Annotated in this window: 19 protein-coding genes; 12 read left to right on the top strand and 7 right to left on the bottom strand. The window is 39.3% G+C overall.

What is annotated here, in order from left to right; genetic code table 11:
* Positions 1-20 precede the first annotated feature (20 nt).
* Complete coding sequence (gene pdsO, locus B5G52_RS11605) at positions 21-746, bottom strand: sortase-associated OmpA-like protein PdsO (protein ID WP_087532813.1); 726 nt, start codon at positions 744-746, stop codon at positions 21-23.
* Positions 747-1000: 254 nt separating this feature from the next.
* Here pdsO and pdsR point away from each other — a divergent pair, with 254 nt between their 5' ends.
* From pdsR to B5G52_RS11590, 4 genes are all read left to right on the top strand, one after another.
* Positions 1001-1690: a proteobacterial dedicated sortase system response regulator gene (gene pdsR, locus B5G52_RS11600; RefSeq protein ID WP_087532812.1), complete on the top strand. Its 690-nt coding sequence runs from the start codon at positions 1001-1003 to the stop codon at positions 1688-1690.
* A complete protein-coding gene (gene pdsS / locus B5G52_RS11595) occupies positions 1690-3837 on the top strand; it encodes a proteobacterial dedicated sortase system histidine kinase (RefSeq protein WP_087532811.1) in 2148 nt (715 codons plus the stop codon). The genes pdsR and pdsS overlap by 1 nt, the downstream gene beginning before the upstream one ends.
* Before the next feature lie 106 nt (positions 3838-3943).
* Positions 3944-4102 (top strand): hypothetical protein, encoded by a 159-nt coding sequence (locus B5G52_RS22070; RefSeq protein ID WP_176372541.1) that lies wholly within the window; start codon positions 3944-3946, stop codon positions 4100-4102.
* A gap of 50 nt (positions 4103-4152) precedes the next feature.
* Positions 4153-4386 carry a hypothetical protein gene (locus tag B5G52_RS11590; RefSeq protein ID WP_087532810.1) on the top strand — a complete coding sequence of 78 codons (234 nt, stop codon included), beginning with the start codon at positions 4153-4155 and terminating at the stop codon, positions 4384-4386.
* A gap of 20 nt (positions 4387-4406) precedes the next feature.
* Here the strand turns inward: B5G52_RS11590 and B5G52_RS11585 are convergent, their stop codons facing one another.
* The 4 genes from B5G52_RS11585 to B5G52_RS11570 are packed head-to-tail and all read right to left on the bottom strand — an operon-like array spanning position 4407 to position 8280.
* Positions 4407-4907, bottom strand: coding sequence for a DUF1543 domain-containing protein (locus B5G52_RS11585; protein ID WP_087532809.1), 501 nt, complete (start codon positions 4905-4907; stop codon positions 4407-4409).
* An 8-nt stretch (positions 4908-4915) separates the two neighbouring features.
* The gene (locus B5G52_RS11580; protein WP_087532808.1) at positions 4916-6265 is read right to left on the bottom strand and encodes a sigma 54-interacting transcriptional regulator; all 1350 of its coding nucleotides are present in this window, start codon (positions 6263-6265) and stop codon (positions 4916-4918) included.
* Positions 6266-6269: 4 nt separating this feature from the next.
* Positions 6270-6818, bottom strand: coding sequence for a hypothetical protein (locus tag B5G52_RS11575; RefSeq protein WP_087532807.1), 549 nt, complete (start codon positions 6816-6818; stop codon positions 6270-6272).
* A 1-nt stretch (position 6819) separates the two neighbouring features.
* The gene (locus B5G52_RS11570) at positions 6820-8280 is read right to left on the bottom strand and encodes a sensor histidine kinase KdpD (protein ID WP_087532806.1); all 1461 of its coding nucleotides are present in this window, start codon (positions 8278-8280) and stop codon (positions 6820-6822) included.
* Positions 8281-8641: 361 nt separating this feature from the next.
* Between B5G52_RS11570 and B5G52_RS11565 the strand changes: the two genes are divergently transcribed.
* The 4 genes from B5G52_RS11565 (at position 8642) to B5G52_RS11550 (ending at position 9706) form a co-directional block, all read left to right on the top strand.
* The gene (locus B5G52_RS11565; RefSeq protein WP_254911192.1) at positions 8642-8869 is read left to right on the top strand and encodes an EF-hand domain-containing protein; all 228 of its coding nucleotides are present in this window, start codon (positions 8642-8644) and stop codon (positions 8867-8869) included.
* Positions 8870-8879: 10 nt separating this feature from the next.
* Positions 8880-9107 carry a hypothetical protein gene (locus tag B5G52_RS11560; RefSeq protein ID WP_087532805.1) on the top strand — a complete coding sequence of 76 codons (228 nt, stop codon included), beginning with the start codon at positions 8880-8882 and terminating at the stop codon, positions 9105-9107.
* 121 nt (positions 9108-9228) lie between these two features.
* Positions 9229-9465, top strand: coding sequence for a calcium dependent protein (locus B5G52_RS11555; RefSeq protein WP_087532938.1), 237 nt, complete (start codon positions 9229-9231; stop codon positions 9463-9465).
* Positions 9466-9469: 4 nt separating this feature from the next.
* Positions 9470-9706 carry an EF-hand domain-containing protein gene (locus B5G52_RS11550; protein ID WP_087532804.1) on the top strand — a complete coding sequence of 79 codons (237 nt, stop codon included), beginning with the start codon at positions 9470-9472 and terminating at the stop codon, positions 9704-9706.
* Positions 9707-9766: 60 nt separating this feature from the next.
* On the opposite strand, the gene B5G52_RS11545 is transcribed toward B5G52_RS11550, so the two are convergent.
* Complete coding sequence (locus B5G52_RS11545; protein ID WP_087532803.1) at positions 9767-11398, bottom strand: methyl-accepting chemotaxis protein; 1632 nt, start codon at positions 11396-11398, stop codon at positions 9767-9769.
* 147 nt (positions 11399-11545) lie between these two features.
* Here B5G52_RS11545 and B5G52_RS11540 point away from each other — a divergent pair, with 147 nt between their 5' ends.
* Positions 11546-13195, top strand: a complete 1650-nt coding sequence (locus B5G52_RS11540) for an amidohydrolase (RefSeq protein ID WP_087532802.1) — start codon at positions 11546-11548, stop codon at positions 13193-13195.
* Between the two features lie 3 nt (positions 13196-13198).
* Here the strand turns inward: B5G52_RS11540 and B5G52_RS11535 are convergent, their stop codons facing one another.
* A complete protein-coding gene (locus B5G52_RS11535; protein ID WP_254911195.1) occupies positions 13199-13468 on the bottom strand; it encodes a YgjV family protein in 270 nt (89 codons plus the stop codon).
* A gap of 238 nt (positions 13469-13706) precedes the next feature.
* Here B5G52_RS11535 and B5G52_RS11530 point away from each other — a divergent pair, with 238 nt between their 5' ends.
* The 3 genes from B5G52_RS11530 (at position 13707) to B5G52_RS11520 (ending at position 18935) form a co-directional block, all read left to right on the top strand.
* On the top strand, positions 13707-14363 hold the full coding sequence (locus B5G52_RS11530) for a Crp/Fnr family transcriptional regulator (protein WP_087532800.1): 657 nt from the start codon (positions 13707-13709) through the stop codon (positions 14361-14363).
* A gap of 391 nt (positions 14364-14754) precedes the next feature.
* Positions 14755-16650, top strand: coding sequence for a hypothetical protein (locus B5G52_RS11525; RefSeq protein ID WP_087532799.1), 1896 nt, complete (start codon positions 14755-14757; stop codon positions 16648-16650).
* Between the two features lie 152 nt (positions 16651-16802).
* Entirely contained in the window at positions 16803-18935 is a 2133-nt protein-coding gene (locus B5G52_RS11520) for a YjbH domain-containing protein (protein WP_087532798.1), read from the top strand.
* Positions 18936-19017: the final 82 nt, after the last annotated feature.

The following is a 19017-nucleotide window of genomic DNA, read 5'->3' as shown; positions in this document are numbered from 1 at the left end:
GTGAGGTTAATAGCGCTAAATTAATTACTCGCAGTTTGAGAGTGGTTACTTGGGCGAGTAGTTAAAGTTACGCGGCGATCAAACACGTTATCTTCATAGCTATCGCTATCTGCAACTGTTTGTTGTTCGCCAAAGGCGTTCGCCGTTAAGCGGGTATGACTAATACCTTGTTTAATTAAATAGCTTTGCACAGCAGATACTCGCTGTTTTGAAAGAGCTAAGTTAGCTAGTTCATCACCTCGTTGATCTGCAAAGCCATTTAAGTCTAATTGCAATTCAGGTTGGCTTTGTAACAAGCTAACGAGTTGATCAAGCTGGCTGGCAAAATGGGGGGCTATTTCACTTGATCCGGTTTTAAATTGAATGGTCATCGCCATTAGATTATTCATTTGTGCCAGCGCCAAACGTTCATTATTTTGCTCAAGATGATCAAGTTGTTCGCTTAACTGTGCATTCTGAGAAAGTACATGCTGGTAATCATCTGTTTTATCTTGCATAACGATAAGCGCACGTTGTTGCTCTGCAATTTTATCTTCAGAAACTTCTTTGTCGCCAATTAAGCCACCAGCAAATGCACCTACAAATGCACCGACTGGGCCACCGACGATGCCTCCTAAAATAGCCCCTGTACTAAGGCCTATAAGTGTTTCTTGGTGAGTTTCTTTTTTCTCTTCATTGTTTGCATGAGCAAAGTTAGGCGCTGTGAATAAAGTTGCGATGGTGCATGCGATAATAAGTTTTTTCATGATTTATTCCTTTGTACTTAATTGTTTATTCATTTGTTCAGCAAACGTTGGTTGGCGTCTGCTGTAATTGGGATGGTGTTATTAAAACAACTGCAAGTGGCAACAAAGGGGAGCAAAAAAGGCAAACTGCTGAGCAATTGTGGCAAAAAAATGGCAATTGCCTTTTTGCCAATGCGAAAACAAAAAAATTAGGTATAGTGCGTATAGAGAATTACAGGCCCGGTTTATTTAAATGGGCTTCGAAGGCGGAAAGAATGAAAAAAATAGCCATTATTGAAGATGAAACAGCCATTCGCGAAAACTACATGGAGATGCTCAGTGCACAGGGATATCAAGTCAGTGGCTTTTGCGATAGAGCAACAGCAGAGCATGCTTTTCAAGACGCACTACCTGATTTAGCCATTGTTGATATTGGCCTAGGCCATGAAATTGATGGTGGTTTTTTGCTTTGCCAAACCCTGCGTTCACTTTCTAAAACCTTACCGATTATTTTTTTAACCGCTCGTGATAGTGAAATAGACACCGTATGTGGCCTGCGTATGGGAGCTGATGACTACTTAACCAAAGATATCAGCATGGCACATTTAGCTGCCCGCATTGGCGCATTATTCAGACGTATGGAAGCGCTAGAACAACCCGCTGATGAAACCGCTTTAATAAACCGGGGTCCACTGACATTAGACACCAAACGTATGCAAGTATTTTGGCAGCAGCAATTAGTTGATTTAACAGTGACAGAATTTTGGATGCTGCATTCTCTAGCACAGCGACCCGGGCATGTGAAAAGTCGTAACGAATTGATGAGTGACGCCAAAATTTATGTAGATGACTCAACCATTACCTCCCATGTAAAACGTATCCGCAAAAAGTTTATTGCCCTTGATGCTGGGTTTGACTGCATAGATACCGTATATGGTATGGGCTACCGCTGGGAGCAAGTGTAATGCTGCGTTTTGGCCTACGCAGTAAGTTTATATTGCTATCGTGCTTTTTATTTTTACTGCCCTGGCTCGGTTATGAATATGTATGGGAGATGGAAAAGTTTTTACGCCAAGGCCAAGAAAAAACACTCGTAGGCACCACGCGCGCGCTTGCAACTGCATTACATGAACGCCCAGCTTTATTTGATTCACAAAGTAACTTTTTAGATCAAGTAGTTAAAGGCCGAGACCTGTATGCCTATAACCTCAGTAACCCGATCCAACTTGATGGCAAGCTATCTGATTGGCAGCCTTATCAAAATTTAATCTGGCATTATGATGAGCGTTATTTACAAGGTGATAAAACCGATCATCAAAGCGCTGATCTGTCTTTTGATCATATGGTGGGTAAGTATGGCGAGTTTTTATATGCTGTTTTTAAAGTAACAGATGAGTCACTTGTTTATCGTGCTAAAAACAGCTTAAGTTTAACCCGAAATGACCACTTACAAATCATGTTAAAAACCCCTGAGGATGAGTTTAAACACTATATTGTCGCAGCTCGCCAGGATGGTTGGGTCAATGCATTTGATGCCCAAACCAATAAACCATTTACTAAAATTCAGGGTTATTTTACCAGTACTGCCACAGGCTACAATATCGAACTACGCTTCCCGTTAAGCATGTTAGGTAATAAGCTGGGGTTTGCAATTGAGGATTGGGATACTAATAAGGTTGAACCACAATTAATGTCAACCTCAAACATTCTAAACCCAAGCGACATAGGCTCAGTGCTCGTCCCTTCACCTGAAATAAACCGTATTTTAAAAGGCATGGGCCACAGCGGTAGCCGTATTTGGGTGGTTGATAATCATCACCGCGTACTGGCGCAATCAGGCTCTATCCACCATGCGGATGGTGTTTGGGCTGACGGTATTACCGATAAACCGGCAGCAACTTGGTGGCAACGATTTGAAAAAAATTACTTACACCCTCTATACTATAAAGTGCTAACCCGTCCTGAAAACGAATTTTTAGATACTCTGCACGATGTTGCTGCTATGCAAGGCACCCATATAGCTAAAGCACTCAGTGGTTCACCCGCATCATCATGGCGACTCACTCCTGATAACAAAGCCGTTATATTATCTGCTGCCTACCCTATTTGGATAAAAGATAAAGTAATTGGCGCCGTAATTGCTGAAGAGACCACAAATGGCGTGCGTACTCTGCGCAATAAGTCTCTAGAGAAGCTGTTTAATGTCATTTTAGCGGTGATGCTAATCGGCACTGTAACTTTATTCTTTTTTGCTTCACGTATTTCAAGCCGTATCAGGCGCCTACGTGATACCGCCGAGCAAGCAATTGATGCACAAGGGCGAGTTACTGGCACAATTAACTATTCAGATTCAAATGATGAAATTGGCGACCTGTCGCGCAGTTTTGCCAATATTGTCAGTCGCCTTGGAGGCTACACCAACTACTTAGAAACTATGTCGTCCCGACTATCTCATGAATTAAGAACCCCAGTTGCTGTAGTGCGTAGCTCTTTGGAAAACCTACAAATGCAGCCGCAATCTGAGCTCAGTCAAAAGTACCTAGATCGGGCCAGTGAAGGGGTCGAGCGCTTGGGTAAAATAATTACCACCATGAGCGAAGCCACACGTCTTGAGCAAAGTATTCAAAGTAATGAACCTGAGCTATTTGATTTGCAAAAAGTAATTACCGGTTGCATGCAAGGCTATCAACTTACTTATCCGCACCATGCTTTTAAACTCGATATTTATAATAACCCAATGCCTATGCTTGGCGCGCCTGAGTTTATCGCACAACTACTCGATAAACTTATCAATAATGCGCTGGAGTTTAACCTTGATGATCATGCTATCAGCATCACTTTACAAAAAGATGATAATAATGCTGTGCTGGCCGTTAAAAATAAGGGCCCGTTACTGCCAGAAGGGCTCGCTGAGCATATTTTTGACTCAATGGTATCAGTACGTAGCCAGCAGCTTCAGCAGCAACCGCATTTAGGTTTGGGTTTATACATTGCCCGTTTAGTATGTGAATATCATAAAGGCAGTGTAACGGCACTCAATAATCAACAAAATGATGGGGTTGAATTTATTGTTCGATTGCCATTATCTAAAGACATAACTCAAAAGAGCTGATAGTTACACTTCTACACAATTTGCTCAATAAGTATTCACTTATAATTCAGCCTCAGCAGCATAAGCTGGCTAACATTAAACATGAGGGCTGAATTAGGAGGTTAGAATGCAAACTGTATTAAAACGCGAAGAAATTGATTTTATATTCGAACTCTACCGCCATGAGCAGCAAGAAGATGGTAGTTACACTGATAATGAAACCGATACTAAAAAGCTTGATTCAGCACAAGGTAGTGACATTTTCCAACCAACTTATTTGACCTAAACGCGGTTTGCTCATTACAATGGCGCACCTTGAAAAAGCTATGCCAGACAATGAAAAGCCACTCAGCCAAAAAAGAACTTATTTTACTCCCTATTCTGCTTATTGTGATTGTACTTTGCGTTGCAGGGCACTTTTTATTACAAGCGAGTTTCGCTGACAGCAACCTCACTGAGTACTTGCTCGCAGCACTGCCTTTCGCCATGTTTGGCTTTGTTATTATTGCTTTTAAGATTGCTAGTAAGAGTGAAGATAAAGAACGCCAAGAGCAAAGCGACAACGATTAGCCGCTTACTTAAACCCCGGCTTATAAAATATGATAACCAAACCAATCAGGTTTGATTTTTTGAGATTGTCCACTTGGCGTCAGCTTAATATGTAATTGGCTATCAAGTAAATCAATAGCAAAGCAGTCATCCACATCATGCAAGTCATCTTTATGCAAATGACTTAAACCCGCTAACAAATGCTCTTTAGCCCGTTGTTTAGCTTGCTCAGCGTTATCTGCTACATACAAAGCAAAATCATGTTGTTCAGCTAGGCTATCAGCGCGATACGCACCTAAATTCACAAAAAACAGTTTTTCTTGCTGCGCAACAGGCTGTTCTACAACCTCAACTTGATAGCCATCAATGTGCTTTATTGCCATAAAGCTGTCCATATGCACACTGTTTTTATCACCAACCCATTGGCTTTTAAGTTTTGTATAGCACTGCTCTATTGATTCACCTACCACAAATCGCACATCGTGCATTTCTATATGGCAACCCTGAATTCTGCCACCCAAATACACCATAAATAACTGCATTCTTACCCCTACAAAATATTATCAACATCAATGTTGTGTTTCTTTATTAGCTTATAAAAATCAGAGCGATTTCGTTTTGCAAGCTTGGCTCCTTCTGCCACATTACCGCCCGCCATTTTTAACGTATTTATAACGTAATCACGTTCAAACTCTTTTTTAGCGTCGTTTAGAGAAAGCGGCTCGACATTGGTTTCATTACTGTTCAGCGCACTTTCAACCAGATGTACTGAAATCACTTCACTAGGTGAAAGAGCCACTACTTGCTCAACCACATTTTGCAATTGGCGAATATTACCCGGCCAATCGTAGCGGACTAATGCATGCATGGCGTCAGTAGCAAACCGCTTTTGTGTTTGCCCCATACGTTTTGCAATCATGGCACTAAAGTGTTGCGCTAGTAAGCTAATATCTTCACGGCGCTCTTTTAGCGCTGGTAGTTTAAGGTTCACAACATTTAAACGGTAGTATAAATCTTCCCTAAACTGCTGGTTTGTAATCGCATCAGGTAAATTTTTATGTGTTGCAGAAACAATTCGCACATCAATCGGTATTTCTTCTTGAAAGCCCACTGGGCGGATAGTTTTTTCTTGTAATACACGTAATAACTTAACTTGTAAGTTTAATGGCATATCACCTATTTCATCTAAAAATAACGTGCCTCCTTGCGCTTGTTGAAAAAGCCCTTGATGATCTTTTACAGCCCCTGTGAACGCACCTTTTTTATGACCAAACAGCTCTGATTCAAGTAACTCCCCTGGCACTGCGCCGCAGTTAATGGCTACAAATGGCCCTTCACTAACATGGCTATGTTGATGAATAGCATTAGCAAGTAGCTCTTTACCTGTCCCGCTAGCACCGGAAATAAGTACATTAACCTGCGTTGGACCTAGTAACTTTACTTGCTCAAGTAAATGCAGCATCGCGCCGCTACGAGTTACAATGGCGCTGCTTGAAGCTTGGTCTTCACCATTTAACCCATGAATTTCAATAGCTTTTGCAAGACTGTCAAATAACTCGTCTTTATCAACGGGCTTGGTAATAAATGCAAAAATACCTTGCTTCGTGGCCTCTACCGCATCGGGGATTGAGCCATGGGCTGTCATCATAATAACAGGTAAAGCAGGATAGCGGCTTTGCAGCTGACGATGAAGTGCCATACCATCCATTTCGTCCATGCGTAAGTCGGTAATAACGGCATCAAACACATGGCTTTTAAGTAATTGCAGCGCCGCCATACCACTTTCACAGGTTGTGACTTGATAACCTTTAGATTCAATACGAATAGACAGTAATTTAAGTAAGCTGGCATCATCATCAACTAATAGAACGCGGGCATTTTGAGGTGATTGAGTCGACATAATGTTACTGCTCCTTGGTTTCTTCGCGTAACAGCAGTTGCTGTTCAATTGCAGCTAATGACGATAAGGTTTCTTGCATTTTATCGCTCAACGCCTGTTGTTGTTTTTTCGCATTAATTTGCTGTTTAATTTGCTGCTTCTGCAACCACCAATATTGTTTAATATCATCGGGCCAATAATAAGCTTGATCAAGCTTTAATAGCTTAGTTAACACTTCTTCAGGGGCCAGGGTATTATTTTTACAGCTAAAATTAAAAAATTGCTGAATATCTTTTGCACCTACAAACTCCTTGTTATCTGTTGCAACATTAAAACCTCCACACGCTTTTGCATGCCAACCTATTAGAACATCAGCGGGCGGATAGAAAGGGTCCGTTTTTGGTCTCGGCTTTGGGTTTGGTAATGCATCGCTTGATTGCGTATGGGCCATAGCCTCAGGTTTAGGTTTAGTTTCAGTTACTTCTTGCTGTACAGTTTCATCTGTTAACTTACAGCCTGTCAGGCCAAGACTGGTGATGCAAACCAATAAGATGGTCTTAAAGTGCACGCCCATGTTAGCTAACTCCTTTGATTTTACTTATTATAGGTATTTGAATAATGAAACGACACCCACTTGGCTCGTTATGCTCTACTTTTAAAGTGCCCATTAATTGCTCTACTGATTCTTTAACAATGGTTAGGCCTAAGCCACTTCCTTGGACTGTGGTATCTTTGGCATTTTTACCTTGGTAAAAAGCACTAAAAATTTGTACTTTGTCTTGCTCTTGAATACCACAACCTTGGTCGCTCACCACCATCACTAATTTACCTTCTGATTGAGATAATCCAATATTGACACAGCCACCACTATCGGAGAACTTTAAACCATTGGAAATTAATTGGATCAATATCATTTCTACTAGCTCAGCAGCCACCGCAATGGGTTGAGCAGGTAAACTTGATTGCCAGCTCAATGTTTGTTCGCGTGCTAATAAGCGGTGCTCAAAATGGCTATTAATTTTATTAATTAGATGAGAAAACTCAATTTCATTAATACTGTCTTTGCTGGTACGAATTGCGTTATAGCTTAATAAGCTATCGATCATAGTGCGTAAACGCAGCATACTTTGTGTTATTAATTCAAGTACGGCTTGCTGTTCCTTGTTGATAGGCCCAACAATCTCGTCGCTTAGTAAATCAGTGCCTTCGACCATAGAGGCAAGTGGTGTTTTAAGTTCATGGGTTACATGACGTAAAAAAGTGTCTTTTTGCTGTTCAAGCATATGCAGTTGCGCTTGTACCCATTGTAATTTATTTCCTAACTCAACAAGCTCTGCTGAGCCTTGCACCGCAATTTTTTGCTGCCAATGCCCTTGCCCTAGTTTATCAATAACAGATGTCAGACCTTTTAAGCGACCACTTATACGCCATAAAAAGCCGCCACTCACTAACAAGGTTAACGGTATAAGTGCCACTAACCAGTTAATAAATGAGTTTTGTAGTACCTTTAGTTGCCGTTGATTATCGGTTATTTTTTTTTCGTTTTGGTCGCGTAGCCATAATGTTTGCTGTGCGACAAGTTCGCTCACTGGTATGAATAATTGAGCATCTTGTAAGTTTTCAGTTACCAACTTTTGGTGAGCTGTGGTGAGTTCATCATACAATTTTTGCCATTGCTGCTTATAGTTTTCCCTTGCACTTAAAAATATTAATTCATCGACACTTTGTAACGACGATTGCCACTTATCAATTATTAACTCATCTAATGAAGCACTTTTAAGCACCCAGTTTTGGCGGGTAGCACGTTCTAGGCTATTAAGATCTTGTTTCAGATTATTAAAGGATTTAGATATTTGGTAGTTATCACTCACTATTTGCTGGGTTACAGCAAGTTGCTTATTAAGTGCATTCAAAAATACGATAACAACTAACGATAAAGGAAGGAGCGAAAGTAACGTACTAAATAAAAATTGCCCTATCAAGTTTGGCCGCCACGCTAAAATTGCTTTATATTTTTGTGCAAACGAGGCTGGCATATTTACTCCTAAATTCTAATCTCATCATTATTAACTAGCCTACTTATACACTAGCTGAATCAATATACCCAAGCCATGACAACCTGTCAGTTGTATTTGACTTGGCTATAGACATATTGAATAAAACCGATACAGCACTGCAGTATAAGCAATGCCGCTAGATTGAGACAAGCTAATATATTGTTTTTTAAATAAAAGTTCTACTTACCTTTACTCCTGTTGCAAAAAAGACACACAACTAAGTAGATTTTTCTTACCTACTCACACTTAAATCAATTAACCTTATGATTTTAAAAAGTTATTAATTTTGGCACTGATCTTGTTATATCTTAATCAGAGACATTATTAATAAGGAAATCAAATGAAAGTAATGACATCACTAGGAATATGTTTAAGTGCCTTACTTAGCTGCAATGTGTTTGCATTAGACGCACAGGCCACATTTGCAGAGCTAGATAAGGATGGCAATGGCACATTAAGCGAGGGAGAAGCCTCTGAAGATGCTGTGTTACACGAAAGCTTTGAGCAAATAGATAAAGACCAAAATGGTCAGATTTCATTTGCCGAATTTAAACAATTTCTTCAATAAGGATAGTGTTATGAAACAATTAATTGCGGCTTTTTCGTTGCTCCTTTTGGCTATTAGTGCTTCGGTTTTAGCGTCTCAATTAAACGTGAGATTTGCCCAACTAGATACTGACTCCGATGGTGTAATTTCATTACTTGAAGCTAAACAAAATGATGATTTATTTAAACAATTTAGTGATCTTGATGAAAACCAAGATGAAGTACTTTCTGAAAAAGAGTTTACTCAGTTCAAAATTTAAACCGCATTAAAGTATTTGCCATAATCCCGGAGGGAGTGTGTAAATGGATTTATTGTTGGGACTTAAATTATGGCAAATGCTTTACTCTTATTGCTTTACAGCTCAATTAAAGGAATTAATTATGAAAAACATGATGCTTTTTTGTAGCTTGCTAGTAGGGTTCAGCTTCAACGCTTTGGCACTTGACGTGAAGCAAAGGTTTGATCACTTGGATAAAAATAAGGATGGCTTTTTAACACATGCAGAGCTAGAACCTCAGCCGCAACTACTTAACAGCTACTCTAATTGGGATAAAGATCGCGATAACCGAATTTCCTTACTTGAGTTTAAACAATTCTTAACTAACAACTTATATTAACCGCATGAATAATTTTAAATACACTCTTTTAATGGCATTACTCGCGACTAGTTGTGGCAGTTTTGCAACAAGTAACCGCATAGCGGAACAATTTAAAGCATTGGACAGAAATGAAGATGGCTTATTAACTCGTTCAGAGTCAGCCAAAGACCCAGCCCTGTGGTCACGCTTTAAAAACTACGACTCAGATAAAGACAACCGACTTTCACTAGCTGAGTTTACTGTTTATCTTAATCAATGACCCTTTCATTCAAAACCAAGATAACCCACAAAGTAAAAAGCTCTGTGGGTTAATCTGTCTTTAACTTAATTTAAAGTATTCCACCTGCTCTAATACAGACTGACTTTGCTGTGCAGTTTTAGTACTTGTTTCTGCTGTTTGCTGAGATATCTCTGCGGTTTGCTCTGTCAAAGTATGAATAGTATGCATATTTTGACTAATATCAGCAGCCACCGCAGATTGCTCCTCTGCAGCAGTAGCAATTTGTTGTGTTTGATCATTTACTTGGTTAATCATCTCCATGATTTCTTTAAGCAAACTATTACTTTCATCCATTTTATCTTCGGCTTGTGCCGCAACACGTGTACTATCAGCCATCATAGTAACTGCATTTTGACTGGCTGAACGTAACTGTCCGAGCATAGTTTCGATTTCATTAACTGAGCTGTGAGAGCGCTGTGCTAAAGTTCGTACTTCATCGGCCACGACTGCAAATCCGCGCCCTTGTTCACCAGCTCTAGCCGCTTCGATGGCTGCATTTAAAGCAAGCAAATTAGTTTGCTCTGAAATATTACGTATTACATCCAAAATAGTTTCAATTTTACTGGATTCACTTTGTAGTTTATCAACCACTTCTGACGTGTCATTTAAGGTGCCAAGTAAATGGCTTACCGCTTCTTTCGTTTGTTCTGATGCCTCTAAGCCACTGCTAGCAAGTTTCATCATGCCATCAGAAGCCGTTGCAGACTCAGCCGTATTAACCGCGATACTTTTACTTGTCACTGATAACTCCTCTATCGCTGTAACCGCTTGAGTTGTATGATCAGAAACTTCAGATGTAGCGCCTTGAATTTGCGTATTTGCAGTAAGTAACTCACTGCTGTGATTATTAACTTCTCCAACGCTATAATAAATGCTAATCAAAGTAGTATTTAAATGAGCAATTGTTGCATCAAGTGTGCGACTCAAATCAGCCACCTCATCTTCACCGGCAACCGCTGAGTACTGATCTAACTCACCGCGTTGCAAAGCGTGTGCGCTTTGACTTACGACGGTTAAACCTTGCACAACTTTTTGCGACAAAATATGACTAAACAAAGTAGCTAAGCCGATAGCAATTACAATTGATAGGTAAAATATATTATTGGCAAAACGAATAGAATCTTGCGCCGCCTGCTTTGACTGATGAACTTGTGCGGTGTTGGCTTGTTCAAAGCGTTCGAAAAATTCTGTTAAAGCTAAGTGCGAATCAACAAATTCACGATAAATTGAGTATTCAGCTTTATTATCTGATGATGACTCCATTGCCTGTTTAAAGTTCAGAGCGGCAGCTTCATAACGCGTTGAGTGGTTTTTTAGCTTTATCAATAAGCTTGCATCACCGGTATACACCTGATTGATTTGCTCAATTAAAGGGCCTGTCTTCACGATATTATTGCCTATATTACCCAGTAGTTCAGGTGCTTGCTCATTTAGCCCTAATAAATATACGACTTGTAAACCACGAATATCTGCTATAATGCCGTCTTGAGCTTCTTTAAGCTCAGCACTAAGTTTACTGACCATAAAATTATGTTGGTAAAATCTATCAAACCCACTCGCAATTTGGTTATTTGCAACCTTAATAAATATCATTGCAACTATAAAAATAATGCAAATTATGGCAGATAACAAAATAAATTTGCTGCGCATTGCCAGTTCGTTGAGTTTCATGCTTGTTCCGACTTATTCATTATTTTAGCGTTAATTCATAAGCATAGCCGATAAGCATGAATATTATATAATTATTTATTAAATATTTTGCTGGTTGTTCATTCTCTGATAGTGTTTATAAATCACTCGTTAAAAAGATAATTAACAATGAAGCACTTACTTGCAATAGTACTTTTCACTCCTTTGTTTGCTTTCGCTGATACGACGGTAATTTATAACGCAAATGGCTATACTCCGACCTACAAAGGTAAATTAAAACAATTTAGTACGCTTGTAATAAAAGATGGCAAAGTTGTAAAAACAGGTAACGATGAACTAAAAAATAGCTTTCCTCGCGCCCCCGCGTTTGATGCAAAGCAAAAAACATTACTGCCAGGTCTGATAGATGCACATGGTCATGTTATTGGTCTTGGGAAAAATTTATCACAACTCGATTTGCGCGGTAGTGACTCTATTAAAAGTATTCAGACTAAATTAGCAAGCTTTGCCAAAAATAAGCAGGGCTGGATTATCGGCCGCGGTTGGAATCAAGAATTATGGCCTAACAAGCAATTCCCGACGGCTGCTGATTTAGATCTAATCGTTAAAGACAAACCCGTTATACTGTCTCGCGTTGATGGGCACGCAATATGGGTTAATAGCAAAGCCATGGAGCTTGCAGGCATAACAGCTAAGACACTGACACCTGAAGGCGGCGAAATTATCAAAACAGCCACAGGCTCGCCAAATGGTATTTTTATCGATAAAGCAGAGAGCTTAATCAATGCGGTCATTCCCAAAAGCTCCGTGCAATCGACCAACCAAGCCCTGGACATGGCTGGGGAGCACCTTTTAAGTTTAGGTATTACCTCTACTCATGATGCAGGTATCGATAAGCAAACATGGCAGATCTATAAGCAACGAGCTGAGCAAGGTACGTTACCACTGCGTATTGTGGCTATGTTAAGTGCAGCGTCCCCAGAGCTTGAAACCATGCTTAAAGCTGGACGCTACAAAGACTTGCATGATTACATGTTAATTCGCAGTGTAAAAATATACGCTGATGGTGCCCTTGGTAGCCGAGGGGCAGCCCTACTTGCTGATTATGCCGATAGAAAAAACCATCAAGGTTTGATGCTAGAAGATCAGCAAAAGTTAGAGCAGCTTTTTACCCTTAGCTTTGAAAATGGCTTCAGCGCAAATACCCATGCGATTGGCGACAAGGCGAATCAAATTGTGTTAAATGCCTACGAAAATGTATTTAAAAAAACCGGCGGAATTCTGTTACGAAACCGAATTGAGCACGCGCAAATAGTGGACCCAACTGATATCCCACGCTTTAAAACGCTAAAGATTATCCCTTCAATGCAACCTGTGCATGCCACCTCAGATATGCATATGGCAGAGCAACGACTAACTGACTCACAACTGGCTGGCGCCTATGCGTGGCGAACCTTCTTAGAGCAAGGCTCTGTAGTCGCCGCTGGCTCTGACTACCCTGTTGAATTAGCCAACCCGTTTGATGGGCTATATTCCGCCATAACTAGAATGGATCATAATCAATTACCTAAAAATGGCTGGCGTGCAGACGAAGCACTAACACATGAAGAAGCACTTAATGCTTTTACATTAGGTGCTGCATACGCTGCGCATCAAGAATTTAAATTAGGAAGTTTAGAGCAAGGAAAGTGGGCTGACTTTATTTTAATCAATAAAGATTACTTTAAAGTACCGATTGAAGATATATTTAAAATTGAAGTAGAGCAAACATGGATTGCCGGCGAGCTGAAATACAAAAAAACCGATTCAGCAGAATAAAAGCTACTCTGCTGGTTTTGGCTTTTGCTGACTCAACTTAACTAAATGGTAAATATTAACAAAAGTAAGTACACCATTTGTAATTGCCACCGGCCAAGCTGAAATCACAATACCGTAAAAAGTAAATGCAACACAGCCTGCTAAATTAAACCAGCGTAGCTTTACAACATCACTCATAGTAAGAGAGGCAACAAGCAAAGCCGAGGCAATATAACCTAAATATTCCCAACTCATTTGTTCTCTCCAATACTTTAGGTTAGCATTATAGGTAATGCTATTTTACACTCTATGAAACAGTGTAATCGCGGTATAAAAAAGCTAACTTACTCAAAACCCAAAGTAACCTCAAAAGGCTTACTTTAATAATCATTACACGGGATATAAAGGTATCAAACCTATTTTGGTCATAATGACTCAAAACAGGTTAGTAAGTTAGCGTAAATTCTTAGAGTCTTAATGCTACCGTCATTAAGGTGTAATAAATAGGACAATTGTCCGAAGAGCATACTTGATGTTTCAATATCATTTTTCTAGTTATTTGGTTGATCAACTTTTAACATTTGCAGGTAGTCGCTATCAGCAATCAAAAAAAGAAGTACTGATCCATCAAGATCAACCTCTGAGCAAATTAGTTTTGGTCAGAAGCGGGACTATATCGTTTAGCTATGATGTGGGTAATGGTCGGCGCCTATTATTAGGCCAACTAGATTGTAACAATACTTTGATTGGTGAAATTGAAGCACTTAATAATAATCCATGTATCTATACGGTTACGTGCTTTAGTGATGTTAGTTACAACTTAATTGAGCTTAAACACTGGCGTGCATTGTTGCTCGACAAACCAGAGTTAAGCTTATATACAGCACAAACTATTGCCGCAAAATTTCAAGAAAATCAAAAAATAAACCTTGATAAACTACTGCTTCCGCTAGGCTACAACATTGCAAAAGACTGTTTATTACGCGCAGAAAACAATAACCCAACTCTACTTAGAGCATACCCAACAGTAAATGCAGAGGCAGAGCGATTTGCCACAACTGAGCGAGCATATCGACGAGTTGTTTCAGAGCTGGTTGAAAAAGGATTAGTTGAAAGAGCAAACGGCGGTTTAAAGGTAGTAGACCTAGACAAACTAAGTGATTACGTAGAGAGTTTTTCACAAATTTGAGAAAGCTAACTCTTCTTTTATCAAAAAAGGAACGCTTTTTAGCTTTTCTTTATTAGCTCTACATAGTTTTGCAACATTTATATATCAAAATGACGATGTTAAGTTTTACATGGTATGCGATTTACATTAGCATATACTTATACGGCGCTAAGCAATCAATAGCATTTCTATTGTAGAGCTCAAATTTAAAGTAGCGCCGGTTACAATTTTTTTATTTATTTAATGAAAGTATATATAATGTTCACTTGACGTATATATAATGTGCGCTTATCCTTCATTAACTAATTATGTATCATAGCAAGAGTACCATTTTCCGGAACTTTGAGTGATACATTTAGAACTGCAATTAAGTCTGTTTACTTTAAAGAGAAAGGAAAGAAAGGTAACGATTATGGGAAATAATAAATTCAAGCTAACCAAGCTAGCGCTAGCTCTTGGCCTAACAGCGAGCTTAACAGCTTGTTTCAGTGACAACGATAACAATGATTATGTTGAACCGCCAACGCCACCAGAAGAAACTGTTGACGTTGCTGTTCCTCCTGTTGCAGCTCCAGTTCAAGCTGGTGCAGTGACAGTAAACATCATTGATGTAACAGGTGCAGCAATTGAAGCATCTGCAACTATCACCTTCACATCTTCTGAAGATGGCCTTCTTACAGCTTCTGGCGAAGCCCTTGATGACGAAGACAAAACAACTACTGATAGCGCATTTGGTTATACAGTAGAGTCTATTCCAGCTGATGGCGTTAGCTACGATTATGTTGTTTCAGCCGAAGGTTACCTTAATAACTCTGGCACATTAGCTTTAACAACTACTGACAGTGTTGCAACTCAAGAAATTCGTTTAACTCCTCGTACTTTAGCGGATTCAGATATTGCTATTGCAGCTGATACTAAAACTTTAGCTGACATCGCTGGCGATACTGAAATTGCATATGATGCTAGTACAGGTTTAACTGTTGGTGATGGAACTGATCCAGACGCTGAAATTGCTTTACCTCAATCTGTAGAAAAAGCAGGCATTGCAGTTGGCGGCACTACAGTAAAGATTAAAAATGGTACGCAATTCTTAGATAAAGACGAAAATCCGTTAACTTCAGCTCCTACAATGACTGTTGCATACTTTGCCAATGAAGCGACTCGTAATGATGAAGAAGCTGAAGACGCTGCTGCTACAACATCTTCTTTAGATGCATTTCCTGGTGGCCTAGCCCTTTCAGTTGCCGCAGATCCAAACGATGAGTCTTCAGAGCAAGTTGAAGGTTCATTTACTTCAGGTGGTTTTGTTGCGATTGAATTAGTTGATGACGAAGGCAATAAAGTTAGTACTTTTGGTGAAGGTAATACAATCACTGTTGCAATGCAGGTAGATAAGAAGACATCTAACCCATGCCCAGTAACTTTACCTGCGGATACTGACATTACAACCTTCGCTGAAGCGAATGGCTTTAAAAGCGGTGTGTGTACTGTAGCAAACCCAGTGCCTCGTAAACTTGCTGCTGGTGATATCTTCCCAGTATGGAGCTACGACGAAGATGCTGGTAAATGGTCTTTTGAAAGCTACGGTGAAGTAACTGATAGTGGTAATGCAAGTACATTTGACGTTTCTGTAGACGTAAATCACTTATCTTATTGGAACCTTGATTACTTCAATAACAGACAGTGTGGAAGCTTCCAGTTTGATATTTTAGATAATACTGATACTGCAAATACTGCTGAGACGACTATCCTACTTGAAACTAATGGATTTAGACGTACTCTAACCAGCTACAATGGTGATTACTCTTCGGCTACAATCTATAACCCACCGGGCTTCCCTGTTACGGTTAAAGTTTTACGCAATGGTGTAAACGTTTTAGATGGTTTATCTACAGACTTTGACGGAAATGCATCAGCTCTATCTGTTGACAACTTATGTGATTTAGATGGAGAAGCGTTAAAACTTACAATAGCTCCACCAGTAATTGTTACTAAACAAGTTACGACTCAGTTAGTATGTAGTAATACTGATGAGTTTGAAGTTGACACAGCACCTGTTGCAACACCTTCACTTGTAAGAGTATTTAAAGACGGTTCATTTAAACGTTCTGTGTATTCATCTGGTACTTTCAATCTTGATTTAGAGCAAGGTGGAACATACACAGCAAATTATTATGATTACAACACTGGTACTTGGTTATCAACTTCTGTGACTGCAGATAATACCGCTGTTACATTTGATATCCCTGTTGAGTGTGAAGTAGAGACTGTTCCAGTATCTGGTTCAGGTTCTGGTTCTGGTTCTTAATTTCAAATCAAACTGAACTTTATTAAAGCCGCGCATCTGTGCGGCTTTTGTTTATCTAGTTATTGAGTTGTTTTTGCTATAATGTTTATAGCAAAAATAATTCTGGGTTTTAAGGATTTAAAACCTTACTCTAATCTAAATTGGTTAATCACGTGACTTATAATAAAATTACCCTTGCGACTCTTTGTGTGCTTAGTACAAGTACATCAGTTTTAGCTGAACAAAAAATTAATCATGGTATAGCCTATAATGGCTTTACCGGTATTTTTCATATCCCAACAGCTGCAGTTATGAATAAAGGTGATATCGATATAGGCTACAGTAATGAGCTAAATCTTAGAGGTCAGTATGTAGATGGACATAACTTTACTTTTTCTGCAGGGATTTTTGATGGTTTAGAAGTGAGTGGTCGAATAGCCTCATCATCAATGCATGACATACTGTTTAGTTATGAAAACCGAGGTCAGATTCGCGATTTATCATTTAATGCCAAATACCAAATACCATTTATTCCCAAAGACTGGCTTAGTATCGCTGTTGGCGCCAAAGATGTAGGCGGCGCTGCAAATAATTATGAAGCGTATTATGCCGTTGCATCGAAAGAATGGTGGGATTTTCGTTTCAGTGCAGGTATAGGCACATCAGAAGCGCGCTCAACCACAGGGAAACGTCAATTAGACGGAGTATTTGCAGGTATTGAATACCAACCTTTGTCGTGGTTAAGTATCTTAGCTGAACATGATGCTGAGGCATTCAATCTGGGTGCTAAAGTGACTATACCTAAAGAGTGGCTTTATGATTTAGCTACTGTTTCTATAAATAATCGCTTTTATTCAAATACTGAGCTTGCAGACGATGATGTATATTGGGGTGTGAATATTAGCATGCCGCTAAGTGATGAAGCCCAAGTTAATTATATACAACCAAAACCTGCGCCTCAGCCTAATGCTTTGCCAACCAAATCTCTTAATACCCCAAACTCAACCGAAAAACTACAAACTAGTCACTTGGCAAAACAAAACACTTTGAAAAAACCACAACGCCAAGCAAGCAAAAGAAAAACAAACTTAAATAACAATCAACAAATACACGGTTTGAAAGCTGCTTTAACCAACGATGGTTTTGAAAACCTAAAGGTTGGCATCTCAAATACAGATATAATCATTGTTGAGTTTGAAAACTCTGTTTTTAACCGTAATGAGATTGATGCTTTAGGTCTTGTACTTGGGCGAATTACCGAATACTTTCCTGAAGGAAGTAATGACTTTATAGTTCGTTTATCAAAACTTGATATCCCGCTACTACAAGTTAATGGTCAATTAGATAATTACCGACGTTTTATTAATGAAAATATTACACCTGACTTATTAGTAAAAACTCAATTTAGCGGTCAAAATATAACATCAGTAAAGTGGGCAGGAAACTCGCCAACCACTAGCCCTTACTTTGTTCCTAGAGTTGCATTTTCACCTTCGTTATCTTCTAGGTACGCTACCGAACTTGGTGTGTATGACTACTCATTAGCATTACAAGCCGATTTAAATATTCCATTATGGCAAGGTGCAGGTGTTAATATTACTGGTCAAGTGAATGTAGCAAATACAGATCACTTTGAAAAAGGCTCTGCATTCTCAAATTCACGCCAAGAAACCGGGATAAAGCGAGCTGTTGCTTATCAGACATTCTCGCTACCTTTTAATATTTATAACCAAACTCAAGTTGGTCTATTCCAAGACTATTTTGATTTTATGGGGATTACCAATGAAACTGCATGGCAAAGCCCCGCTGGTGCACATAAATTAAAAGCTGAAATCGGTTATTTTGAATATAAAGATTATAACACCGACAAACGTGATTACTCTTTACTATCCTATCGCTACCTATGGGCTGAAAAAGACGTTTCATTTCACGTAACTGGTGGACAATTTTGGAACGAAGACAGCGGTTATAAACTTGAAACTAAATTTTGGTTTGGTGACGCTAACTTAGCACTCATTTATAGTGATACTGACGTACAAAAGGTGGGAATTGGCTTTAGTATTCCGTTATCACCTCGTAAAGACATGACTGCTGGTAATTGGCAGGTCAAAGGGGCTCAAAGTTGGAGTCACAGTGTAAATACAATTATTAGCCAAGATGTAAACCTGATTAACACTGCAAGTGCAACAACACCAGCTTCTTCTATTGATCTTGATAAGACTTTCTTAAACCAAGATCGTATGTCTAGTAGCTATGTTTATGCTCATCTTGCACGCTTAAAAGAAGCGTTTGAAACTTATAAGTAATAGCGAGTAAGTTTGCTAACTCATAAGTAATAAAAAAGGCCTTAACAGGCCTAATGCCAGTCAGTTAAGCTGACTGGCGTTT

The sequence above is a fragment of the Pseudoalteromonas sp. A601 genome (assembly GCF_002165575.1).
In the GTDB taxonomy this organism is placed as follows: domain Bacteria; phylum Pseudomonadota; class Gammaproteobacteria; order Enterobacterales; family Alteromonadaceae; genus Pseudoalteromonas.
The sequence above is the reverse complement of the archived record's forward strand: the minus strand, read 5'-3'. Positions and strand labels throughout refer to the sequence as shown.